Below are 19895 nucleotides of genomic sequence, written 5' to 3'. Positions count from 1 at the left end.
CCTTGTCTGAACTGCTGATCAGCGACTAATTAAGTTGCGCCAGCGCCTTGCGAAACAGCGGCGGCACGCCCTGCCCCAGCCGCACGCCGCCGTCATCCTGGCGCAGGATGTCCATGCGCGTCAGCCATTCTTCGAACTCCGGCGCCGGGCGCAGACCGATAGTCTTACGTGCATACAAAGCGTCGTGAAACGAGGTGGTCTGGTAGTTGAGCATCACGTCGTCGGACCCCGGAATGCCCATGATGAAATTGATTCCCGCGACGCCGAGCAAGGTCAGCAGCACGTCCATGTCATCCTGATCGGCTTCGGCGTGGTTGGTGTAGCAGATGTCGCAACCCATGGGCACGCCGAGCAGCTTGCCGCAGAAATGATCTTCAAGCCCGGCGCGAATGATCTGCTTGCCGTTGTAGAGGTATTCCGGGCCGATGAAGCCGACCACGGTGTTGACCAGAAACGGGTTGAAATGCCGCGCGACGGCGTAGGCGCGGGCCTCGCAAGTCTGTTGATCGACGCCGTGGTGAGCGTTGGCCGACAAGGCGCTGCCCTGCCCGGTTTCGAAGTACATCAGGTTGTCGCCCAGAGGCCCGCGCTTCAGGCTCAGCCCAGCTTCGTAGCCCTCGCGAAGGATTTCCAGGCTGATGCCGAAACCGCTGTTGGCCGCTTCAGTGCCGGCGATGGACTGAAACACCAGGTCCAGCGGCACACCTTTTTCGATAGCGGCGACCGAGGACGTGACGTGGGTCAGCACGCAGGACTGGGTGGGAATCTCGTAATGACGAATGACGCCGTCGAGCATTTTCAGCAGTTCGCTGATGGCGCTGACGCTGTCGGTGGCCGGGTTGATGCCGATCATGGCGTCGCCGTTGCCGTACAGCAGACCGTCGAGCACGCTGGCGGCGATGCCGGCCGGGTCATCGGTGGGGTGATTGGGTTGCAGCCGGGTGGACATGCGCCCGCGCAGGCCGACGGTGTTGCGAAAGCGGGTGACGACACGAATCTTCTGTGACACCAGCACCAGATCCTGCACGCGCATGATCTTCGACACCGCTGCTGCCATCTCCGGGGTCAACCCCGGCGCCAGGGCCTTGAGGCTGGCTTCGGTGGCGTCGTCCCCCAGCAGCCAGTCGCGAAAGCCGCCGACCGTGAGGTGGCTGACCGGGGCGAAAGCCGCGCGGTCATGGCTGTCGACGACCAAGCGGGTGACTTCATCCTCTTCGTAGGGAATCAGCGCTTCGGTGAGGAACCGCTTGAGCGGCACGTCGGCCAGGGCCATTTGCGCCGCCGCGCGTTCGGCATCACTGCTGGCGGCCACTTCGGCCAGGAAGTCGCCGGAGCGCGCGGGGCTGGCCTTGGCCATGAGTTCCCGCAGGCTGTCGAAGCGCCAGACCATGCCACCGATGCTGTGGGAAAAGCTCATGCACACCTCTTCATTCGAACCGCGTGATTAACCGGTGACCGCGACCGACGCACTGCGCCCGCGCACCATTTTGCAGAACAGCGCGCCCACGGCCATCAGGCAGATGAATATGGCGCAGATCAGCAGGTTGAACCAGACCATGGCGACGAGGCACACCACCGCCAGTACCAGCGCGATGCCCGGCACGATCGGATAGCCCGGCGCGCGGAAGCTGCGCTCGAGGTTCGGTTCGCTGCGGCGCAGCTTGAACAGGCTGAGCATGCTGATGATGTACATCACGATAGCGCCAAACACCGACATGGTGATCATCGCCGCGGTCAGTGTCATGCCCTGCAGGTTGATCACGCCGTCACTGAGGATTGCGATGATGCCGATCACGCCGCCCGCGAGGATGGCGCGGTGTGGGGTCTGGAAGCGCGACAGTTTTGCCAGGCTCGGCGGCAAAAAGCCCGCCCGTGCCAGGGCGAAGAACTGCCGCGAGTAACCGAGGATGATGCCGTGGAAACTCGCCACCAGACCGAACAGGCCGATCCACACCAGCATGTGCATCCAGTTGGAGTTACCGCCGACTACCGCTTTCATCGCCTGTGGCAGCGGGTCATTGATGTTGGCCAGCGTACGCCAGTCGCCGACGCCGCCGGCGAAGATCATCACGCCGATCGCCAGCACCACCAGGGTCAGAATACCCGCCACGTAGGCACGCGGAATGGTGCGTTTGGGGTCTTTGGCTTCTTCTGCCGCCATGGCCGCGCCTTCGATGGCGAGGAAGAACCAGATGGCAAACGGGATCGCCGCGAACATGCCGCTGATGGCCGGCAGGCTGAAGGTGTCGGAACCGGCCCAGCCGCCCAGCACGAAGTTGCTGAAGCTGAAGCCCGGCGCGACAACGCCCATGAACACCAGCAGTTCGGCCACCGCCAGGATGGTGACCACCAGCTCGAAGGTCGCGGCGATGCTCACGCCCAGGATGTTCAGGGTCATGAACACGAAATACGCGCCGATGGCCGCCACCCTTGGGTCCAGGGACGGGTACTGCACGTTGAGGTAGGCGCCAATGGCCATGGCGATGGCCGGCGGGGCGAAGACGAATTCGATCAGTGTCGCAAGCCCCGCGATCATCCCGCCGGTGACGCCGAAGGCACGCAGGCTGTAGGCAAACGGGCCGCCCGCATTGGGAATCGCAGTGGTCAGCTCGGTGAAACTGAAGATGAAACAGGTGTACATCACCGCGACCATCAGCGTGGTCACCAGAAAGCCCAGCGTCCCGGCAGTGCCCCAGCCGTAGCTCCAGCCGAAGTATTCGCCGGAAATCACCAGGCCAACGGCCAGCCCCCACAAATGCAGGGTTCCCAAGGTGGGTTTGAGTTGTGAAGCAGTCATGAGCGTGTACCCCGGTAGCCAGGCGACGGTATTTGTCTGACATCGAGCATAGTCACAGCTGACGGGCGAAGGCTTGACCGTACGGCGCGCGGTTTGTCGTCTGCGGTCAAGTTTTGGGGGTATCTGCCGGGGGTGCGCCACGCTGGCGCGCGAAAATGGCCCGGTGCTTTATTGGGGGTCACGCTTGGCCTGTGTTGCTTGGCCAGCATGGCACCGGAGTTCCCAGATCCCTGGTCGCCGGATGAGTCGCCAGGTAGCACCGATACCCATGTAGGAGTGAGCTTGCTCGCGATGAGGTCGGTACATTCGCCGAGTATGCAGCAGCTGGAATGCAGTCTTCGCGAGCAAGGTGGAGCGCCACCCCGGTCACTCCCACGAAGTCGGTGACTGCAGCACGATCACGCATGCGGCTGATACAAGGTATGACATTTGCTTGCAGGGTCTGCACACCCACCGTCAGAGCCTTCACCCCCATGCTCCAGACCCTCGTCCCCGCCGCCGCATCGAACACGCCCGCCGCCAGCAATCGCGGCGTGCTGTCCGCTGCGGCCAACGGGCTCGATGGTTTTATCGTGCAGCACGGCGGTGATCTGGACCGGGTGTTCGGCCGCTCCGGCATCGACCCCGAGCAACTGCTGCACCCGACCCTGAGCCTGCCACTGACCAACTACTGCAAAGTGCTGGAAGAAGCCGCCAACCAGACCGGCTGCGACAATTTCGGCCTGCGTTACGGCCAGCAATTCCGTCCACAGGCGCTGGGTCTGCTGGGCTACATCGGCCTGTGCTCGGCGACGCTGGAAGACGCGCTGATCAACTTTTCCGCCGCCTTCCCCTTCCATCAACACAGCACCCTGATCGAACTGGTCGATCAAGGCGAGTGCTACCGTTTCGACTATCAGGTGCGCCATGGCGCGATCGCCGAACGCCGCCAGGACGCCGAACTGACCATGGGCATGGCGCTGAACCTGGTGCGCCACGTGCTCGGCCCGGACTGGGCACCTCGGCAGGTCGCCTTCGAACACGCCAAACCCCAAGGCTGGCACGAACACCGCGACGTCTTCCGCGCGGACGTGTGTTTCGGGCAGCGCTGCAATTCACTGCTGATTCCCAAGGGCGATGTCGTGGGCAAGGCCATGCCCGGCAGCGACCCAGTCTTGCTGATGCTGATCAAGGACGCGATCCGTCAACTGGGCGATACCGGCAGTGGCACAAGCAACGGCCACGAGGCCACGCTCCTCGACCGCGCCCGCCAGACCCTCCTAGCCACCCTGCACTTGGGCGAGCCGGCGCTGGACGAGATCGCCCTCACCCTCGGCCTGTCCGAATGGACCCTGCAGCGCAAACTGCGCGAACACGGCATCAGCTTCACGCAACTGGTCGACCAGATCCGTCAGGAGCTGGCACTGAACCACCTGAAACAGCAGAACCTCAGCATCACCCAACTCGCCTCGCTGCTCGGCTACTCGGAAACCAGCGCGTTCTCTCGGGCGTTCAAACGATGGTTTGGGGTGAGTCCGAAGCAGTGGCGGGGGGGTGATTGCCGGGTTTGAAACGCCGACGGCCGGCTTTCCTTGTTTTTCCAGACAGCACCGGTCATGTGGGAGTGACCGGGGTGGCGCTCCACCTTGCTCATGAAAGGGCCCAAACATTCAGCCACTTTCTCTGGTGACTGACAGGAAGCCTTCGCGAGCAAGCTCGGCTCCCACAGGTAAATCAGTTCCAGCGGGCAGCGCGGCGTCTGGATCAGAAGCGCGCTCTACTTACGCCCCAAATCCTGCAACCAGTCATTCATGTTCCCCGGCAGCAGGAGTTCGTGCCGGGCGCGGGAGCTGGCGGTGTAGAGCAGTGAACACACGCTGGCCAGTGAATGCGTCGAGCCTTCACGCGGTGGGCGCATGAGGTCGCGGGAGAGCAACACAGAGTCGAATTCCTGATTCTTCACGTCTTCGACTTTCGCCAGTTTGAGAATGGCGGCCGGGTCGTTGCAGAACCTTTGGGTGGTGTCGATGAAGTCCTGCAGCCGGTTGCCCTGGCCGAGCCACTCGTGCATCGCCTTGAATTCATGGCTGCCGCCCATGGCCGAGGCCAGCGCGTCCCAGTAGGCGAAGCGGAAGATCAGCCGGTGTTGCGGGCGCAGGTCTTCACGGTAGAGCAGGTCCAGGCCTTTGACGAACAGCGTGAGATTTTCAAGGGTGCGCGGCGGCATTTGAAAGCGCGCGCCGGCTTCGGTCAGGCGCTTGAACCAGGCAAACAAGCCCCATTCGTTGGCGACCAGAATCGTCGTGGGTTTTTCCGGAATCGGCATGACGCCGTGGCCAATGACCCGCGTCGGGTGCGGTGCGCGGCCCACGAAGCCTTCCTTGATGTCGCTGGGGTGCAACTGAATCATCGGGTTGAGCACGTCGGCCATTTGCTTGCCAGCGCGGATCGACTGGGTCATGAAACGCTGGCGAATGAAGCCGCCGTGGCGCGGGGTCTTGCCGCTGAGCTGCTGGAATTCGTCGCCCAACGTAATGACCGCCTGGGGACTGCGATCAAGGATCTGCACCATCGGCGCCGTCAGTTCGTGGCTTTCGTCGATGATGATGTGGCTGTAGTTCTCAGGGATCACTTCACTGGTCAGCGCCAGGAACTTGATCCGGTGGCTGTTGCGGATTGGCAGACGAATGTGCGGCGCCGACGGCCTGACCGTTTCGCGCCAGAGCAGGCGGCTGTATTCCAGCAGCAGGGCGATGTCCGCCTGACTCGCTGCGTGCCCCAGCGACGGCAAGTGCCGCGCTTCGATATTCGCCAGCGGCGAGAGGCTGAAACTGTGCACGGTGGCGCGACAGACCCGGGCCACGTCACGGGGCTGCAGCTTGCCCACGGCTTGCAGGTTCAGCCACTGCGCCACTTGCCGGTCATCGACCAGTGAACTGGCGCCGGTCCGCTGAATGTCGGTGTTGCGCCAGCCGCGCGCGGTCAAGTCGCGATTGAGCAGCAGGTTGGCCATGTGGCCAAACGTGCACGCGTTGATCCGCGCGTCGGGATTGGCCTGATGCACCCGCGCCTGAAGCGCGCTCACCTGGCCCGGAAAGGTCGCCATGAGCAGGGTCTTTTCCGGGACCAGGACCTCGAAGAACTTCGCCAGCAGATACGTCTTGCCCACCCCGGCGTAGGCCTGCAGATGGAACGACTCTTCGTTGCAGACCTTGAACTCGTCGAAGATCCGGCTCTGCTGATCGCTCAGGCGCAGGACATCGCCGGACGGCATCACGACCTCGCGGGTCAGGGGTTCGAGTTTGGCGCGATGGCGCAGGCCAAAGCCGAAGTCCCACTGCCCTTCCCCGTCGAGGTAATCCTGCTGCTCGATGTCAGCGTCTTCGAGCAGACTGACGCCGGCGACTTCAAGCACCGAGAGCCCTGCGGCCAAATGGTCGACTGTGAACCTGCCGCGCACCAGATCGGCAAAACGACCGCCCGCTTCTTCAACGGAAGCGGCCGCGCGCAGGACATCATCGAGCATGCGTTCGAGCTGTTCGACGGCGGTGTTTTGCGCGACCAGCGCCTTCAGATTGAGCAGCAGCATCAGCGCGGCGAGTTGCGGCCGGCCCGCCTCACTCAGGAAATCGTCCAGCGATTCGCCAGCGGCCAGGCCCTTGCACACCTCTTCGGTCAGGGGCAAAAACAACGACGGCGGGGGCGCGAAGGCAGCGGGTGATCTCATTGCGGGCGTCAGGTCCTGGGCGGCGCGTGGGCGCGGGCAGTCAAAAAGGAGCACAGCTTACTCCTGCCGCCCGATCACCGCCCACTTGCGTGTCGCCTTTACCGGCCAGCCTCAGTTGTCCCGCGGGCAGTTCTGGGCAACGGTTTCGTAGTTCAGGGTCTGCTGCTGTCCTTGGGAATCGAGGTAGCGCAGGTGGGCATTGACCACGCCGCATACCGGCGTCGAATCGACTTCGGTGGACAGGGCCTTGGCGATGTCCAGGTGATCGCCGTACATATAAGTGTGCGCTTGAGCAACGGGCTGGGCTTGTGCGGTGAGAGCGCTGAGGCTCAGGGCGGCAAACAGGGTGGCGATGCTGAGGTTCTTCCAGTTCATGATGTGCTCCGGTATTCAATGGGGTCATTCGGTTAGGGGTTCGAGGCGGTGTGCGTCTGTCGTCTCGATGGGTCCCATTGAACGCCCCGCAGGTATCTCGCTTGTGTCGCGAACGGCCGAAAAATCATCCTCACGTGTCAGAGCCCGCTGCAGATACACAGCGATACATTCGCGCCGAAAACCCGCCTTTTGCATGCGCATGTATGCCCGGCAGCGCCAGATACAGTGGAATACAAACGCCCGCAGGCAAGTCACGCGCGACTGGTTAAGATGCGCCACACATCAATGAACGCGGGAGCAGCGGCAATGGAGCACGTCGATCACATTCTGATTGTCGATGACGATCGCGAGATTCGGGAGCTGGTCGGCAACTACCTGAAGAAGAACGGCCTGCGCACCACGGTGGTGGCGGACGGCAGGCAGATGCGCGCGTTTCTGGAGTCGACGCCCGTCGACCTGATCGTGCTCGACATCATGATGCCCGGCGACGACGGCCTGCAGCTCTGCCGCGAGCTGCGCACCGGCAAGCACAAAACCACACCCGTGCTGATGCTCACCGCCCGCAGCGACGAAACCGACCGCATCATCGGCCTGGAAATGGGCGCCGACGACTACCTGGTGAAACCCTTCGCCGCCCGGGAACTGCTGGCGCGGATCAACGCCGTGCTGCGCCGCACCCGCATGCTGCCGCCGAACCTGATCGTCACCGAAGCCGGTCGTTTGCTGGCCTTCGGCAAATGGCAGCTGGACACCACCGCCCGCCACTTGCTCGACGCCCAGGGCACAGTGGTCACCCTCAGCGGCGCGGAATACCGCCTGCTGCGCACCTTCCTCGATCACCCTCAGCGTGTGTTGAGTCGCGATCAACTGCTGAACCTGACCCAGGGCCGCGACGCCGATCTGTTCGACCGCTCCATCGACTTGCTGGTCAGCCGTTTGCGTCAGCGCCTGGCCGACGACGCCCGCGACCCGGCCTACATCAAGACCGTGCGCAACGAGGGTTACGTCTTTACCTACGCCGTGGAAATTCTCGGGGATAGCCCATGAAGCTGAGCTTCGGATGGCCGCGGACCCTGGCGTCACGGCTTTCGCTGATTTTCCTGATCAGCCTGGTGCTGGCCCACGGGCTGTCGTTCGGCCTGCAATTTTATGAGCGCTACCAAAGCGCAATGACGCTGATGCTGGGCAATCTGGAACGGGACCTGAGCACCGCCGTGGCCGTTCTGGAACGCTTGCCCGCCGATGAGCGTCAGGCCTGGTTGCCACGGTTCGAGAGCCCCAATTGTCGCTACATCCTGGGTGCCGGAGAGACCGGCGCGCCGATGAATATGAGCACAGCGCCGATGTCCGTGCATTCCATGCAGCGCAGCCTCGGCCGTGATTACGCGCTGACGTTCACGGACATTCCCGACACCCGACTGCACTATCAAGCGCACCTGACGCTGAAAGACGGCAGCCCGCTGACAATTGACATGCACCCGCGCATCACGCCGCTGTCACCCTGGCTGCCGCTGCTGTTGATCGGCCAACTGGTGCTGCTGTTTGCCTGCACCTGGCTGGCCGTGCGCACGGCCATTCGCCCGCTGACGCGCCTGTCCCACGCTGTCGATAACCTGGACCCGAACGGCGAAGGCATTCGCCTGGATGAAAGCGGCCCGACCGAAGTGGCCTTCGCCGCCGTGGCGTTCAACACCATGCAGCAACGGATTTCGACCTACGTGAAGGAGCGCATGCAACTGCTGGCGGCAATCTCCCACGACCTGCAAACGCCGATCACCCGGATGAAACTGCGCGCCGAGTTCATGGACGATGGCGTCGAGAAAGACAAGCTCTGGAGCGACCTGAGCGAGATGCAGCACCTGGTGCAGGAAGGCGTGGCGTATGCGCGCAGCATGGACACATCCACCGAGACGGCGCGGCGTGTGGACATGGATTCATTCCTCGACAGCCTGGTGTTTGACTACCAGGACGTCGGCCGCGACGTGCAGTTGCACGGCAAAACCGGCGCCGTCATCGACACCCGCCCCCACGCCCTGCGCCGGGTGCTGGTCAACCTGACTGACAACGCGTTGAAGTTTGGCGGGGCGGCGGAGATTCAGGTCATTGCCCACGCCGACCAGAGCCTGTCGCTGCACGTGCTCGACCGCGGGCCGGGCATAGCCGAAGGGGAATTATCGGAAGTGCTGAAACCGTTTTACCGCGTGGAAAGCTCACGCAACCGCGACACCGGCGGTACCGGCCTGGGCCTGGCGATTGCACAGCAATTGACGATCGCGTTAGGGGGCACGTTGAGCCTGACCAACCGCGAAGGGGGTGGGTTGTGCGCGCAATTGAAACTGCCCGCGCGGATAGCGACGGGGGCGGTGAAGATCACGGATATTTAGAGGGTGGTGACGATGACCATCCCTGGTGGGACCGGCTTCAGCCGGGAAGAGGCTGGTGTGAGCGCTGAACATTCTGCAGTGTGACGGCTGACGCATTCCCGGCTAAAGCCGGTCCCACTGAAAGCACCGCGTGCAGTCAGCACGACCGGCTTCAGCCGGGATTGGACGCAGAGCGTCCGGGGCGGCGTTACCACGCGGAGCATGGGAATTACGGGAATCAAGGATGCGCATTATGCCCGACTAACTATTTGTCGAAAGATACAACCGTGATTTTTCCATTCTCAGGGTTCACGGAATAACTCACTCCATTCCAGTTGCCCGCAATAAGATCGTGGTTCTGGCCTATGTTGATATTCACATACGGCTTGTCTTCTTGAGTTCCATGGGGGCTTTCTTCTATCTGCCAGAGAACTTCGCCCTCATGGCTAATCCCATAAACATTTCTGTTGAAAATGACACCGGCTGGAGGTTCGACGCGAACGATGATTAGATCATGATAAGCAAGTGCCTCTTCTACGGGATGCGGAAGATTGAATGTTCGGTTGCCGATGGTAAGTTTTCCGTGGACTATCTCAAATGCAATGTTATTCATTGGCCAAGCCTTATGGTGTTTTTAAACGCGGAGGTGGGCAGTCGTTGAAGCAGCTCGTACTGCGTGGCGTTACCCATCCCACCAAAAACTGGATTCACCACTCCGGTCCTGATCCGGGTTCCGGCTGGAACAGATACTTCTGACATGAAGGTGGGGAGCTCAGGAAGCGCGAATTTAGACTTTATTTCCGCTGCTGTAAGCCCTTTTATGGCCTCTGATTTCATCATCCACGAGCGCGCCATATTCGTCTCTCCATGTACCCTTACATAGACGTCATCAACAGTGGATGTAAATTCTGTCACTCGGGTGCCAGGTCTATAAGGTGGCGACCAACCTTCAGGATACGTCGAGTTCACTTCAGCTGCGGAGCGAAACTCAATATCTGTTCTTTTCGCATACTTGCCAGGCGCAATGTTCTTTGATGGCTCGATATCCGGCTCTGCCACTTTCGCTGAAGGATTCGTCTCATCGACACGCAACTCGGGATTGGAAAGCATCTTTTGCTGATTTCGCTCAAGCCAAGCCGCCAGCTCTCTGTTAGGCATTCCGGCCCGCAAGCTTGCACTTCGTGTGGCGACGGTTTCCATGGTGTTGAGCACACCACCCACTATCCGCCCGCGATTGAGGTAACTGACGATAGCCGTGAAGAGAAGCAACACCAGTTGTTCCTGACCACTTGCGAGCTGCCGCGCTGCACGACCAAGGCGTTCGTCTATCATGGCTGCGGAACCACCTGTAGGATCTAACCCCGCTGGCGTTAAACCATCCTCGGCGCACCACGCCATAGTTACGCCTTCGTACAAGGCGATTACGCAAGGCATCAGTCCTCGGCAAAAGTATTCACTTATGGCTGCCAAGCCAAGAGCCATCAGGATTAGGTTGCCCACCTGCAAGCCAATGCTCCCACCAATCATGGCTCCGGGCGCCGCACCTGCACCAAACGCCACAGACCCTGCAATGCCGCCTGCAAGGGTCCCGACCGCGACGCTCCCACCCACAATCATTACGACTTCTCGAATTAACTGCATTAAGACCGGAAGAATCTTTTCAATTTCGATCGATGCCCACTTTCGCGTCAGGTCAGCATGAACAATTGGGTAGGACATGGCCACTGCGAGCCGTAAAGAGTCAATGTGGCTGCCGCCCGCGTAGCCGTAAGCCGTCGTAGCGGCACTGCCGATACGACGAGTGAATCCGTCCCAGCTATCGTTTGCGCTTTGCAAACCATGATCGATGCTCTGATTTATCTCGTTGAATCTATGATCGAGGTTTCGCTCCACGTCATCCCAACTTGGAACGTTTTTTAGAAGATCCATTTATTACCTCAGTCCTTTGCAAAGAGTGGTAGTTGCCTCCAATGCGGGTTTGAATTTACCGAAAGCCTACGCCTAAGCTAGAAAACCATTTAGCCGGAGACGTCGAATGCCTCAAGCCGCACCGATACCATAGTCATCACCCCGGGTGCATGCGGCAATTGCTCCATGCAGAGATCCTAGCCCTGCATAATGCTCCGCAGTTTAACAAGCTTTTCGAGAGATTCGAGTTTTGTGCCAAAACCGGCGCCGTCATCGACACCCGCCCCCACGCCCTGCGCCGGGTGCTGGTCAACCTGACTGACAACGCGTTGAAGTTTGGCGGGGCGGCGGAGATTCAGGTCATTGCCCACGCCGACCAGAGCCTGTCGCTGCACGTGCTCGACCGCGGGCCGGGCATAGCCGAAGGGGAATTATCGGAAGTGCTGAAACCGTTTTACCGCGTGGAAAGCTCACGCAACCGCGACACCGGCGGTACCGGCCTGGGCCTGGCGATTGCGCAGCAATTGACGATCGCGTTAGGGGGCACGTTGAGCCTGACCAACCGCGAAGGGGGTGGGTTGTGCGCGCAATTGAAACTGCCCGCGCGGATAGCGACGGGGGCGGTGAAGATCACGGATATTTAGAGGGTGGTGACGATGACCATCCCTGGTGGGACCGGCTTCAGCCGGGAAGAAGCTGGTGTGAGCGCTGAACATTCTGCAGTGTGACGGCTGACGCATTCCCGGCTAAAGCCGGTCCCACTGATAGCACCGCGTGCAGTCAGCACAACCAGCTTCGGCCGGGATTGGACGCAGAGCGTCCGGGGCGGCGTTACCACGCGGAGCATGGGAACGATCGGATTGTGGGTCCATCCGGCGAATGCGCCGTGATCGATGGCCTGTTCCCGGCTAAAGCCGGTCCTACAAAAATTGCGGTTGGCGCCGGCACCATTGGCACACCGCGCCCGCGTAGGACCGGCTTTAGCCGGGAAGGCGTCGGCCGCTGCACCGCAAAACTCGCAGCCTCACACGTCGATGTCCAGCAACGCCGCCCCCAGCGCCTTGCCGTGGGCATCGAGGGCCAGGGATCGTGTGACGCCGCCCTTCAAAATGCCCGGCAGCACAAAGTTCAGGGCATGCACCTTCGGCAGTTCATACCGAAGCACCCGAGAGGCATCGTCCCCCAGTAGCTCGGCGAAATGCGCAGCCACCCGCTCGACCGTCAGCGCCTGCAGCAACCGCGGATAGTCTTCCGCGTTGAACGCGATGACCGAAATATTCGAGGTATCGCCCTTGTCGCCGGTCCGGGAATGGGCCAGGTCGCGCAATTTCACGGCACTCACGATGCGTCCTCCAGATGAACCTGCGCCTTGACGGCATCCCGCGGCAAGAGCAGCGACGCCACTGCCACTACTTGCCGCACGCCCTTGGTCGCGCCGCCGCCGCCATACGGCCCGTTGGTGTAGAGGGTTTCCACTTCATTGCCGATGCGCACGGCCTCGGCTTTGTCTGCACAGCGAGCGGCGACTCGCAGGCGCACTTCCCATGGCTCGGCCGCTGCCCGCGAACCCAGCGCCGCACCGTGCAACGCGTCCACGCCGATCAGTTCGGCGCGCACGTCCTCAAAGACCACGCCGGTCAGCTGCAAACGCTCCAGCACCACGTCCCGCCCCAGTTGCGCACGGGCCAGCGCGCCGGGGCCGCCGTAGGAAATCTGCCCTTCGCCGATCCAGCCATCGAGATAGCCCACCGACACCTTCAGCGTCTCGGGTCGCGCACGGCCGTCGGCGCCTTCAGCCCGCACTTCGTTGGTGGCAACTGGATGGAACGACACACCGGAAAAATCCGCCGTCACGTCCGGGGTCAGGTACGCCGCCGGGTCGTGGACTTCATACATCATCTGCTCGGTGCAGGTGGCGGTGTCGATGCGCCCGCCGGAGCCCGCGACCTTGCTGATCACCGCCCTGCCCTCGGCGTCGACTTCCGCCAGGGGAAACCCGAGGCGCGCCAGATTCGGCACCTCTTTCACACCTGGATCAGCGAAGTAGCCGCCGGTGATCTGCCCGGCGCACTCCAGCAGATGGCCGATCAAGGTGCCGCGTCCCAGCCGCGTCCAGTCGTCTGCTGCCCAGCCGAACTCAAAGAGCTGCGGCGCGAGAAACAATGAAGGGTCCGCCACACGACCCGTAATCACCACATCGGCATCGGCCCTCAGCGCCTCGACAATTCCCTCGGCGCCCAGGTACGCATTCGCCGAGATCAACCGATCACCCAATGAAGCAATCGTCGCGCCGTTATCCAGTACCTGTTCAGGGCTCGCATTGAGCACAGCGAGCACGTCATCCCCCGTCACCGCCGCGACCTTCAGCCCGTGCAAACCCAGCTCAACCGCGATGCGCCGCACTTCCTGCGCCGCCGCCAACGGATTTGCCGCGCCCATGTTGCTGATCAGCCGCAGCCGGCGCTGCCCGGCCTCGCGTCCTCGGCCTACAAATGGCAGCACGCGACGCATGCGCTCGCTCAGCAGCGGGTCAAAACCGGCTTCGGGATCGCTGAGCCGCGCCTGTTGCGCCAGGGCAATGGTGCGCTCGGCCAGGCACTCGAAAACCAGATAATCCAGTTCGCCCTTCTCGGCCAGCTCGACCGCAGGCTCGATACGGTCACCGGAATAACCGGCCCCGGAGCCGATACGTAATGTCTTCATTTAAAACACTCCCAGCAGCAGTGCGGTCAGGGTCATCAGCACCGATGCGGCAAACAGAAACGGAATGGTGAAGCGCTGGTGGTCAGCCAGCTCGACCTTGCACAGGCCGACCAGCAGGAAGGTCGCCGGTGTCAGCGGGCTGACCGGGAAGCCGGTGGTGTGCACGCCCAGCAGCGACGCCTGGGCCACTTGCAGCGGGTCGACGCCGAGGGAGCGGCCGACTTCGGCGATCACCGGCATCACCCCGAAATAGAAGGAATCGGGATCGAACAGCAGGCTCAGCGGCATGGACAGGAAGCCCACCACCATCGGAATCAATTTGCCATGGCCGGCCGGAATCTGCGCCACCGCCACTTCGGCCATGGCCTTGAGCATGCCGGTGCCCTGCATGATCCCGGTGAACACCCCCGCCGCCAGAAGAATGCTGGCCATGGTCAGGGCCGTTTTTGCGTGGGCATCGATGCGCACGCGCTGGGCGTCGACGTTGGGGTAGTTGATGCACAGCGCCAGCACCGTGCCGACCATGAACATCACCACCGGATCGACCCAGCCGGAAATCATCACTGCCATCACCACGATGGTCAGCAGCAGGTTGAGCCAGAACAGACGCGGCCGGCGCAGCACCGCTTCCTGCTCGGTCAGCACCCGCTGCGGCACCACATCGATGTGCTCGGCGGTGGTTTGAAAACGGCCCAGCCCCAGGCGCTTTTCCTCACGACGCCCGAGCATCCAGGCGCAGAAGAAGACAAACGCCAGGCCGACGATCTGCACCGGAATCAGCGGCTGGAACAGCTCGGACACCGGCACGTGCAGTGCCGCCGACGAGCGCAGCACTGGGCCGGTCCACGGCAGGAAATTCACCCCCGCCGCCATCGCCGCGACGCAGGCCAGAATCCGCCGGTCGATGCCCAGCCGCGTGTACAGCGGCAGCATCGCCGGGATCGTCACCAGAAAGGTCACCGCGCCGGAACCGTCGAGGTGCACCAGCAACGCCAGCAGTGCGGTGCCAACGACAATCCGCGTAGGACGCGTGCCCACCGTGCGCAGGATGCGGTCGATGATCGGGTCGAGCATGCCGGCGTCGGTCATCACCCCGAAGAACAGAATGGCGAAGACGAACATGCCGACCACCGGGGCGACGTTCTTGATGCCGGTGATGATGAAGCCGCTGGTTTGCAGCCCGAATCCGCCGATCAGCGCGGCGATGATGGGCAAAGCAATCAGGGCGACCAGGGGCGAGAGGCGCTTGCTCATGACGGCGGCGAGCAGGCAGAGGATGGTAATGACACCGAGGGTGGCGAGCATGGTGTGATCCTTCGTCATCCCTGACCGGCGGGCGGCGGGACGAGCTGTTGTTGTTTTCATCGAGTATCGAAACGGGGGTAAGCTTTGTAAATTGAAATGTTCGGCGCCCTGCGTTCGGAAAAACCGAATCAACTGCCGTGACGAAACCGTGGAAAACAACGCCATGAAGAACTCGATCCAGCACATCCGCGCCTTTCTCACGGTTGCCCATACCGGCAGCTTTGCCAAAGCGGCGCTGGAGCTGAACCTGTCGCCGTCCGCGCTGACCGTGCAGATCCAGCAGCTGGAAGAATGGCTCGGCGTCGCCTTGCTGGAGCGCAGCCCGCGCCAGGTCAGCCTGACCGCTGCCGGCCAGAACAATCGCGGGCCCATGGAGAAACTGCTGCTGGACCTGGACAACATCGTCGGTGGCTCGCGGGATCTGGCGGCACTGCGCCGGGGCGTGGTGACCATCGCTGCCCTGCCCTCGATGTGTTCCGGCACGCTGCCGCCGCTGCTGAAGGCCTTCCGCGAGCAGTTTCCCGGTGTCGAAGTGCGCCTGCGTGATGTGGTGGCGCAACGGATCGATGCGCTGGTGCGCGAGGGCGAAGTGGATTTCGGGCTGGGGGTGCGGGCCCGCATGGGTCACGGCCTGGCGTTCGACGTGGTGATGGTGGACCGGCTGAGCCTGTTCGTGCCCGCAGATCATCCGCTGGCACGGGAGCGCTCGGTCACCCTGCAGGCGCTTGCTGGGCAGCCGATCATCCTCACCGGCCGCGACAGCAGCGTGCGCGAGCGGGTGGAACAGTTATTTGCCGAAGAAGGGCTTGTGCTGACGCCTGGGCTGGAAGCGAACTACATGTCGACGGTCATGGCGCTGGTGCGGCAGGGCCTGGGGATGACGCTGCTGCCGGAATCCGCCGACGAAGGCCGCGGCGATTTGGTGCAGGTCCGCATTGAGCATCCTGGGGTGTGTCGGGAGATAGGACTGATTACCCGAGCGGGGGTGAGCCTGAGCCCCGCCGCGCAGCGATTCGTCGAAACAATGAAAGCCGCCCTGTGAACGCCACCACCTCTTGCAGCCTGCCGCTCGCCCACCACCTGAACCCCACCTGAACACCTGCACAACAAGCAGGGTTTTGCAAAAAAACCAGTACACCCATTCAATAATGAGTATCATTATGTTACACAATGGCTGAATGCGAATGGCTACATGACGCATTCACGTCGCACACCCTATCAGATCTGCACCGGTGATAAATGCTCGTTCCTTTTTTGATCATGCTGCGCGAAGGGATTGAAGCCGCGCTTATCGTTGGCATCATTGCCAGTTACCTGAGACAGACCGGCCGTGGCGAGTGGATGCCCGCGGTGTGGATCGGCGTGTTTCTGGCCGTCGCCCTGGCGCTGTTCGTCGGCGGTGGCCTGGAAATGGTCAGTGCTGAATTCCCGCAAAAGCAGCAGGAACTGTTCGAAGGCATTGTCGGACTCGTAGCTGTGGTGATCCTCAGTTCAATGGTCGTGTGGATGCGCAAAGTCGCCCGCTCGGTCAAACATGACCTGCACCAGTCCCTGGACGCCGCGTTGGCCGGGTCGAGAAACCAGACCTACGCGCTGATCGGCATGGTGTTCTTCGCCGTCGCCCGCGAAAGCCTCGAAACCGTGTTCTTCCTGCTCGCCGTGTTCCAGCAGAGCGAAGGCATGTCCGGCCCGCTGGGTGCGCTGTTCGGCCTGATCATCGCGGTGTGCATCGGCGTCGGCATCTACAAAGGCAGCATGCGCCTGAACCTGAGCAAGTTCTTCCGCTACACCGGCCTGTTCATCCTCGTCGTCGCGGCGGGCATTCTCGCCAACTCCGTGCGCTCGCTGCACGAAGCCGGTGTCTGGAACCACTTCCAGGACGTGGTCTTCGACATCAGCGCGATCCTGCCGATGGACGGCCCGACCGGTTCGGTGCTGGCCGGCATGTTCGGTTATCAAGATGCGCCGACCGTCAGCGTGCTGGTGGCGTACCTGGCGTACCTGTTCTTTGCGCTGTTCCTGTTCTTCAAGCCTCAGGCGCGGGTGGTGAGTCTGCCTACCCGCCCGGCCCATGAACACGGCCACACTTCTTCAGTTACGAATTCAGTTACGAACAAATAAGGGCACTCATGAACTCCACTGCCAACGGCCTTCCTCCGAAGAAAGCCAAGCCCCCACGCGCCCTGCAGTTCGCCGTTGCAGGCTCGGTGATTCTGATGATCGCCGCGGGCGCCATGTTCTACTTCGCCTCCCAGGCCGCGCAGAAAAAGCGCATCGCCAACAGCGGCAATGAAACCGTCGTGACCATCAACGCGAAGAGCTGCGAGCCGAACTCGATCACCGTGCCGGCCGGCAAGAACGCCTTCCGCATCGTCAACGCCTCGGATCGCGCCGTGGAGTGGGAAATCCTCGACGGCGTGCTGGTGGTGGAAGAACGTGAAAACATCGTTCCGGGCCTGAGCCAGATCATCAACGCCAACCTGCAGCCAGGCGACTACGCGATTACCTGCGGCTTGCTGAGCAACCCGCGCGGCACCCTGCACGTGACGCCAACCGCTGAGTCGGACGCCGCCGCCAAAGCGCGGCCGTCGATGGTCGCCTTCATCGGCCCGCTGTCCGAATACCGCGTCTACTTGAGCACCCAGAGCAGCGCGCTGATCCGCGCAACGAACGATCTGCAACAAGCCATCGACAGCGGCGATCTGGCCCAGGCGCAAAAAGCCTACGCGCCGGCCCGTGCCGCCTATCAGCGTATCGCCCCTGCAGCCCAGCGCCTGTCCGAGCTGGACAACGCGATCAACGCCCGCGCCGACTACTACGAGAAACGCGAACAGGATCCAGGCTTCGGCGGCTTCCACCGCCTCGAATTCGGCCTGTTCTCGCAGAAATCCGTCGATGGCCTGACGCCGGTCGTGCAGAAGCTGCAAGCCGACATCGCCAGCCTGAAACAGCAACTGTTGGCCCAGAGCATCGCCCCGGAGCAACTGGCGAGCATGGTCGTGCGCAACATGCGCAGCATCGCCGAGGTCCGCAACAACGGCGAAGAAGAACGCTACAGCCACCTCGACGTGAACGGCTTTGCCGCCAACCTGGAAGGCACGCGCAAGGTCATCGACCTGCTGCGTCCGCTGCTGACCAAGACGTCCGGCGACGTGCTGAAAAAGATCGACACCGCGAGCACCGCACTGGATGACCAGCTGCTGATGCTCAAGACCGCCGACGGCTTCAAACCGTACGACCAGGTCAGCACCGAACAACGAAAACAAATAGCAGACAAGGCCAAGGCACTGGCCGACGCACTCGATGGAATCGATCCGGCCCTCGGCCTCTCAGGCCTGTGAGCGTGCCCGGGCGGGCGCCCCACGCGCCCGCCTGGCCTTGAAACCAGAGCGAAGACAGCATTCACATGAAAGACTCCGATTCAAAAAACGCGCCGATCTCTACTGACCGTCGCCGCGTCCTGCTGGGCCTTGGCGCTGCAGGCGCAGCGGTGGCCGGTGCCAGCCTGACCGGCAATGCGTTCGCCGCCACCGCGCCGGCGCAGGTCACCGAAGCACCGAAAAGCGAAAAGACCCAGGACCACAACGCGTTCCACGGTCAGCATCAAAGCGGCATCGTCAACCCGCGCCCTGCCGCCGGGATGATGGTCTCCTTCGACGTGCTGGCCCAGGACCGCGAAGACCTTGAGCGCATGTTCCGCACCTTGAATGAGCGGATCACGTTTCTCATGACCGGCGGGGCCGTGCCTCAGGTCGACCCGAAACTGCCACCGCTCGATTCCGGCATCCTCGGCCCGGTGGTCACGCCGGACAACCTGACCATCACCGTGTCAGTGGGTGACTCGCTGTTCGACGACCGCTTTGGTCTCGAACCCGTCAAGCCCAAGCGTTTGCAGCGCATGGTTGGTTTCCCCAACGACGCGCTGGAGGCCGAGTGCTGCCACGGCGACTTGAGCATTCAGTTCTGCTCGAACGCCCCGGACAGCAACATTCACGCCCTGCGCGACATCGTGAAAAACCTGCCGGACCTGCTGCTGGTGCGCTGGAAACAGGAAGGCACCGTGCCTGCCCAGGCCCCGCTGAAACCGGGCCAGGCCCCGGAAAGCGCGCGCAACTTCCTGGGTTTCCGCGACGGCTCGGCCAACCCGGATTCGAACAACCAGAAGACCATGAACGAGCTGGTCTGGGTGCAACCGGGCAGCGACGAACCGGCCTGGGCCGCCAATGGCAGCTATCAGGCGGTGCGCATCATCCGCAACTTCGTCGAGCGCTGGGACCGTACCCCGCTGCAGGAACAGGAAGCCATCTTCGGCCGGGTCAAAACCACCGGCGCGCCGATGGACGGCAAGACCGAAGCCGACGTCCCGAATTACCACAATGATCCGGCAGGCAAGATCACCAAGCTGGACTCACACATCCGCCTGGCGAACCCGCGCACGGCGGAGACCCAGCGCAACCTGATCCTGCGTCGCCCGTTCAACTACTCGAACGGCGTGAACAAGAACGGTCAGCTCGACATGGGCCTGCTGTTCATCTGCTATCAGGCGGATCTGGAGAAAGGCTTTATTACCGTGCAGACACGCCTCAACGGCGAGCCGCTGGAGGAGTACCTCAAGCCGATCGGCGGCGGTTATTTCTTCACCCTGCCGGGCGTGGTCGACAACAACGATTTCATCGGCCGGTCGCTGCTGGCCGCCTTTGCCCAGACAACAAAAACTGCCTGACACCCTTTACCTCAC

The 19895-nt window shown here is 62.2% G+C and carries 16 protein-coding genes and 1 pseudogene; 8 read left to right on the top strand and 9 right to left on the bottom strand.

Translation table 11 applies throughout. From position 1 onward, the window contains the following. Nucleotides 1-25 precede the first annotated feature (25 nt). Complete coding sequence (locus M1E04_RS09190) at nt 26-1417, bottom strand: ethanolamine ammonia-lyase subunit EutB (protein ID WP_456292799.1); 1392 nt, start codon at nt 1415-1417, stop codon at nt 26-28. Nucleotides 1418-1444: 27 nt separating this feature from the next. Further along, complete coding sequence (gene eat / locus M1E04_RS09185; RefSeq protein ID WP_065988650.1) at nt 1445-2797, bottom strand: ethanolamine permease; 1353 nt, start codon at nt 2795-2797, stop codon at nt 1445-1447. Nucleotides 2798-3270: 473 nt separating this feature from the next. Between eat and qhpR the strand changes: the two genes are divergently transcribed. Continuing rightward, nucleotides 3271-4347, top strand: a complete 1077-nt coding sequence (gene qhpR / locus M1E04_RS09180; RefSeq protein ID WP_410933976.1) for an AraC-like transcriptional regulator QhpR — start codon at nt 3271-3273, stop codon at nt 4345-4347. A gap of 206 nt (nt 4348-4553) precedes the next feature. Here qhpR and M1E04_RS09175 read toward each other — a convergent pair whose 3' ends face one another. Together M1E04_RS09175 and M1E04_RS09170 are read right to left on the bottom strand one after the other, a co-directional pair. Continuing rightward, nucleotides 4554-6503, bottom strand: coding sequence for an AAA family ATPase (locus M1E04_RS09175; RefSeq protein WP_456292798.1), 1950 nt, complete (start codon nt 6501-6503; stop codon nt 4554-4556). Nucleotides 6504-6614: 111 nt separating this feature from the next. After that, nucleotides 6615-6878 (bottom strand): DUF2790 domain-containing protein, encoded by a 264-nt coding sequence (locus M1E04_RS09170; protein WP_296315340.1) that lies wholly within the window; start codon nt 6876-6878, stop codon nt 6615-6617. Nucleotides 6879-7184: 306 nt separating this feature from the next. Between M1E04_RS09170 and M1E04_RS09165 the strand changes: the two genes are divergently transcribed. Next, nucleotides 7185-7925 (top strand): response regulator, encoded by a 741-nt coding sequence (locus M1E04_RS09165; protein ID WP_065988653.1) that lies wholly within the window; start codon nt 7185-7187, stop codon nt 7923-7925. Next, nucleotides 7922-9262, top strand: coding sequence for an ATP-binding protein (locus M1E04_RS09160; RefSeq protein WP_192130116.1), 1341 nt, complete (start codon nt 7922-7924; stop codon nt 9260-9262). The genes M1E04_RS09165 and M1E04_RS09160 overlap by 4 nt, the downstream gene beginning before the upstream one ends. Before the next feature lie 244 nt (nt 9263-9506). Here the strand turns inward: M1E04_RS09160 and M1E04_RS09155 are convergent, their stop codons facing one another. Both M1E04_RS09155 and M1E04_RS09150 read right to left on the bottom strand, forming a co-directional pair. Continuing rightward, on the bottom strand, nt 9507-9854 hold the full coding sequence (locus tag M1E04_RS09155; RefSeq protein WP_410930713.1) for a hypothetical protein: 348 nt from the start codon (nt 9852-9854) through the stop codon (nt 9507-9509). Further along, nucleotides 9851-11170, bottom strand: a complete 1320-nt coding sequence (locus M1E04_RS09150) for a DUF6861 domain-containing protein (RefSeq protein ID WP_192130115.1) — start codon at nt 11168-11170, stop codon at nt 9851-9853. Before M1E04_RS09150 ends, M1E04_RS09155 begins: the two co-directional genes overlap by 4 nt. A 224-nt stretch (nt 11171-11394) precedes the next feature. On the opposite strand from M1E04_RS09150, the pseudogene M1E04_RS09145 reads away from it, so the two are divergent. Further along, nucleotides 11395-11793 (top strand): annotated as a pseudogene (locus tag M1E04_RS09145) (ATP-binding protein); the annotation flags it as partial. Between the two features lie 380 nt (nt 11794-12173). On the opposite strand, the gene M1E04_RS09140 reads toward M1E04_RS09145, so the two are convergent. From M1E04_RS09140 to M1E04_RS09130, 3 genes are read right to left on the bottom strand one after another with little or no spacing between them, the layout of a single operon-like run. Then, nucleotides 12174-12491: an AtuA-related protein gene (locus tag M1E04_RS09140; protein WP_296315748.1), complete on the bottom strand. Its 318-nt coding sequence runs from the start codon at nt 12489-12491 to the stop codon at nt 12174-12176. Next, on the bottom strand, nt 12488-13852 hold the full coding sequence (locus tag M1E04_RS09135; protein WP_456292797.1) for an acyclic terpene utilization AtuA family protein: 1365 nt from the start codon (nt 13850-13852) through the stop codon (nt 12488-12490). Before M1E04_RS09135 ends, M1E04_RS09140 begins: the two co-directional genes overlap by 4 nt. Continuing rightward, nucleotides 13853-15322, bottom strand: coding sequence for a CitMHS family transporter (locus M1E04_RS09130; RefSeq protein ID WP_456292796.1), 1470 nt, complete (start codon nt 15320-15322; stop codon nt 13853-13855). It lies immediately after the preceding gene. Between M1E04_RS09130 and M1E04_RS09125 the strand changes: the two genes are divergently transcribed. From M1E04_RS09125 to efeB, 4 genes are all read left to right on the top strand, one after another. After that, the gene (locus M1E04_RS09125) at nt 15321-16199 is read left to right on the top strand and encodes a LysR family transcriptional regulator (protein WP_192130110.1); all 879 of its coding nucleotides are present in this window, start codon (nt 15321-15323) and stop codon (nt 16197-16199) included. The genes M1E04_RS09130 and M1E04_RS09125 overlap by 2 nt on opposite strands. Before the next feature lie 197 nt (nt 16200-16396). After that, entirely contained in the window at nt 16397-17278 is an 882-nt protein-coding gene (gene efeU, locus M1E04_RS09120; RefSeq protein ID WP_192130109.1) for an iron uptake transporter permease EfeU, read from the top strand. An 8-nt stretch (nt 17279-17286) separates the two neighbouring features. Further along, complete coding sequence (efeO, locus tag M1E04_RS09115) at nt 17287-18498, top strand: iron uptake system protein EfeO (RefSeq protein ID WP_065988660.1); 1212 nt, start codon at nt 17287-17289, stop codon at nt 18496-18498. Between the two features lie 65 nt (nt 18499-18563). Then, a complete protein-coding gene (gene efeB / locus M1E04_RS09110; RefSeq protein ID WP_456292795.1) occupies nt 18564-19880 on the top strand; it encodes an iron uptake transporter deferrochelatase/peroxidase subunit in 1317 nt (438 codons plus the stop codon). The last annotated feature ends 15 nt before the right edge of the window (nt 19881-19895 follow it).

It is taken from the genome of Pseudomonas sp. AK106 (assembly GCF_053903055.1).
Note: the sequence above shows the minus strand (reverse complement) of the source record. Positions and strands in the feature narration are given on the sequence as shown.

What these genes read in the sequence shown, in the direction of transcription:
- M1E04_RS09160 (WP_192130116.1), top strand. Translation starts at nt 7,922, where the DNA reads ATGAAGCTGAGCTTCGGATGGCCGCGGACCCTGGCGTCACGGCTTTCG.
- M1E04_RS09165 (WP_065988653.1), top strand. Translation starts at nt 7,185, where the DNA reads ATGGAGCACGTCGATCACATTCTGATTGTCGATGACGATCGCGAGATT.
- M1E04_RS09175 (WP_456292798.1), bottom strand. Translation starts at nt 6,503, where the DNA reads ATGAGATCACCCGCTGCCTTCGCGCCCCCGCCGTCGTTGTTTTTGCCC.
- M1E04_RS09130 (WP_456292796.1), bottom strand. Translation starts at nt 15,322, where the DNA reads ATGGCGTTGTTTTCCACGGTTTCGTCACGGCAGTTGATTCGGTTTTTC.
- qhpR (WP_410933976.1), top strand. Translation starts at nt 3,271, where the DNA reads ATGCTCCAGACCCTCGTCCCCGCCGCCGCATCGAACACGCCCGCCGCC.
- efeU (WP_192130109.1), top strand. Translation starts at nt 16,397, where the DNA reads ATGCTCGTTCCTTTTTTGATCATGCTGCGCGAAGGGATTGAAGCCGCG.
- efeB (WP_456292795.1), top strand. Translation starts at nt 18,564, where the DNA reads ATGAAAGACTCCGATTCAAAAAACGCGCCGATCTCTACTGACCGTCGC.
- M1E04_RS09190 (WP_456292799.1), bottom strand. Translation starts at nt 1,417, where the DNA reads ATGAGCTTTTCCCACAGCATCGGTGGCATGGTCTGGCGCTTCGACAGC.
- M1E04_RS09150 (WP_192130115.1), bottom strand. Translation starts at nt 11,170, where the DNA reads ATGGATCTTCTAAAAAACGTTCCAAGTTGGGATGACGTGGAGCGAAAC.
- efeO (WP_065988660.1), top strand. Translation starts at nt 17,287, where the DNA reads ATGAACTCCACTGCCAACGGCCTTCCTCCGAAGAAAGCCAAGCCCCCA.
- M1E04_RS09155 (WP_410930713.1), bottom strand. Translation starts at nt 9,854, where the DNA reads ATGAATAACATTGCATTTGAGATAGTCCACGGAAAACTTACCATCGGC.
- M1E04_RS09135 (WP_456292797.1), bottom strand. Translation starts at nt 13,852, where the DNA reads ATGAAGACATTACGTATCGGCTCCGGGGCCGGTTATTCCGGTGACCGT.
- M1E04_RS09170 (WP_296315340.1), bottom strand. Translation starts at nt 6,878, where the DNA reads ATGAACTGGAAGAACCTCAGCATCGCCACCCTGTTTGCCGCCCTGAGC.
- M1E04_RS09125 (WP_192130110.1), top strand. Translation starts at nt 15,321, where the DNA reads ATGAAGAACTCGATCCAGCACATCCGCGCCTTTCTCACGGTTGCCCAT.
- eat (WP_065988650.1), bottom strand. Translation starts at nt 2,797, where the DNA reads ATGACTGCTTCACAACTCAAACCCACCTTGGGAACCCTGCATTTGTGG.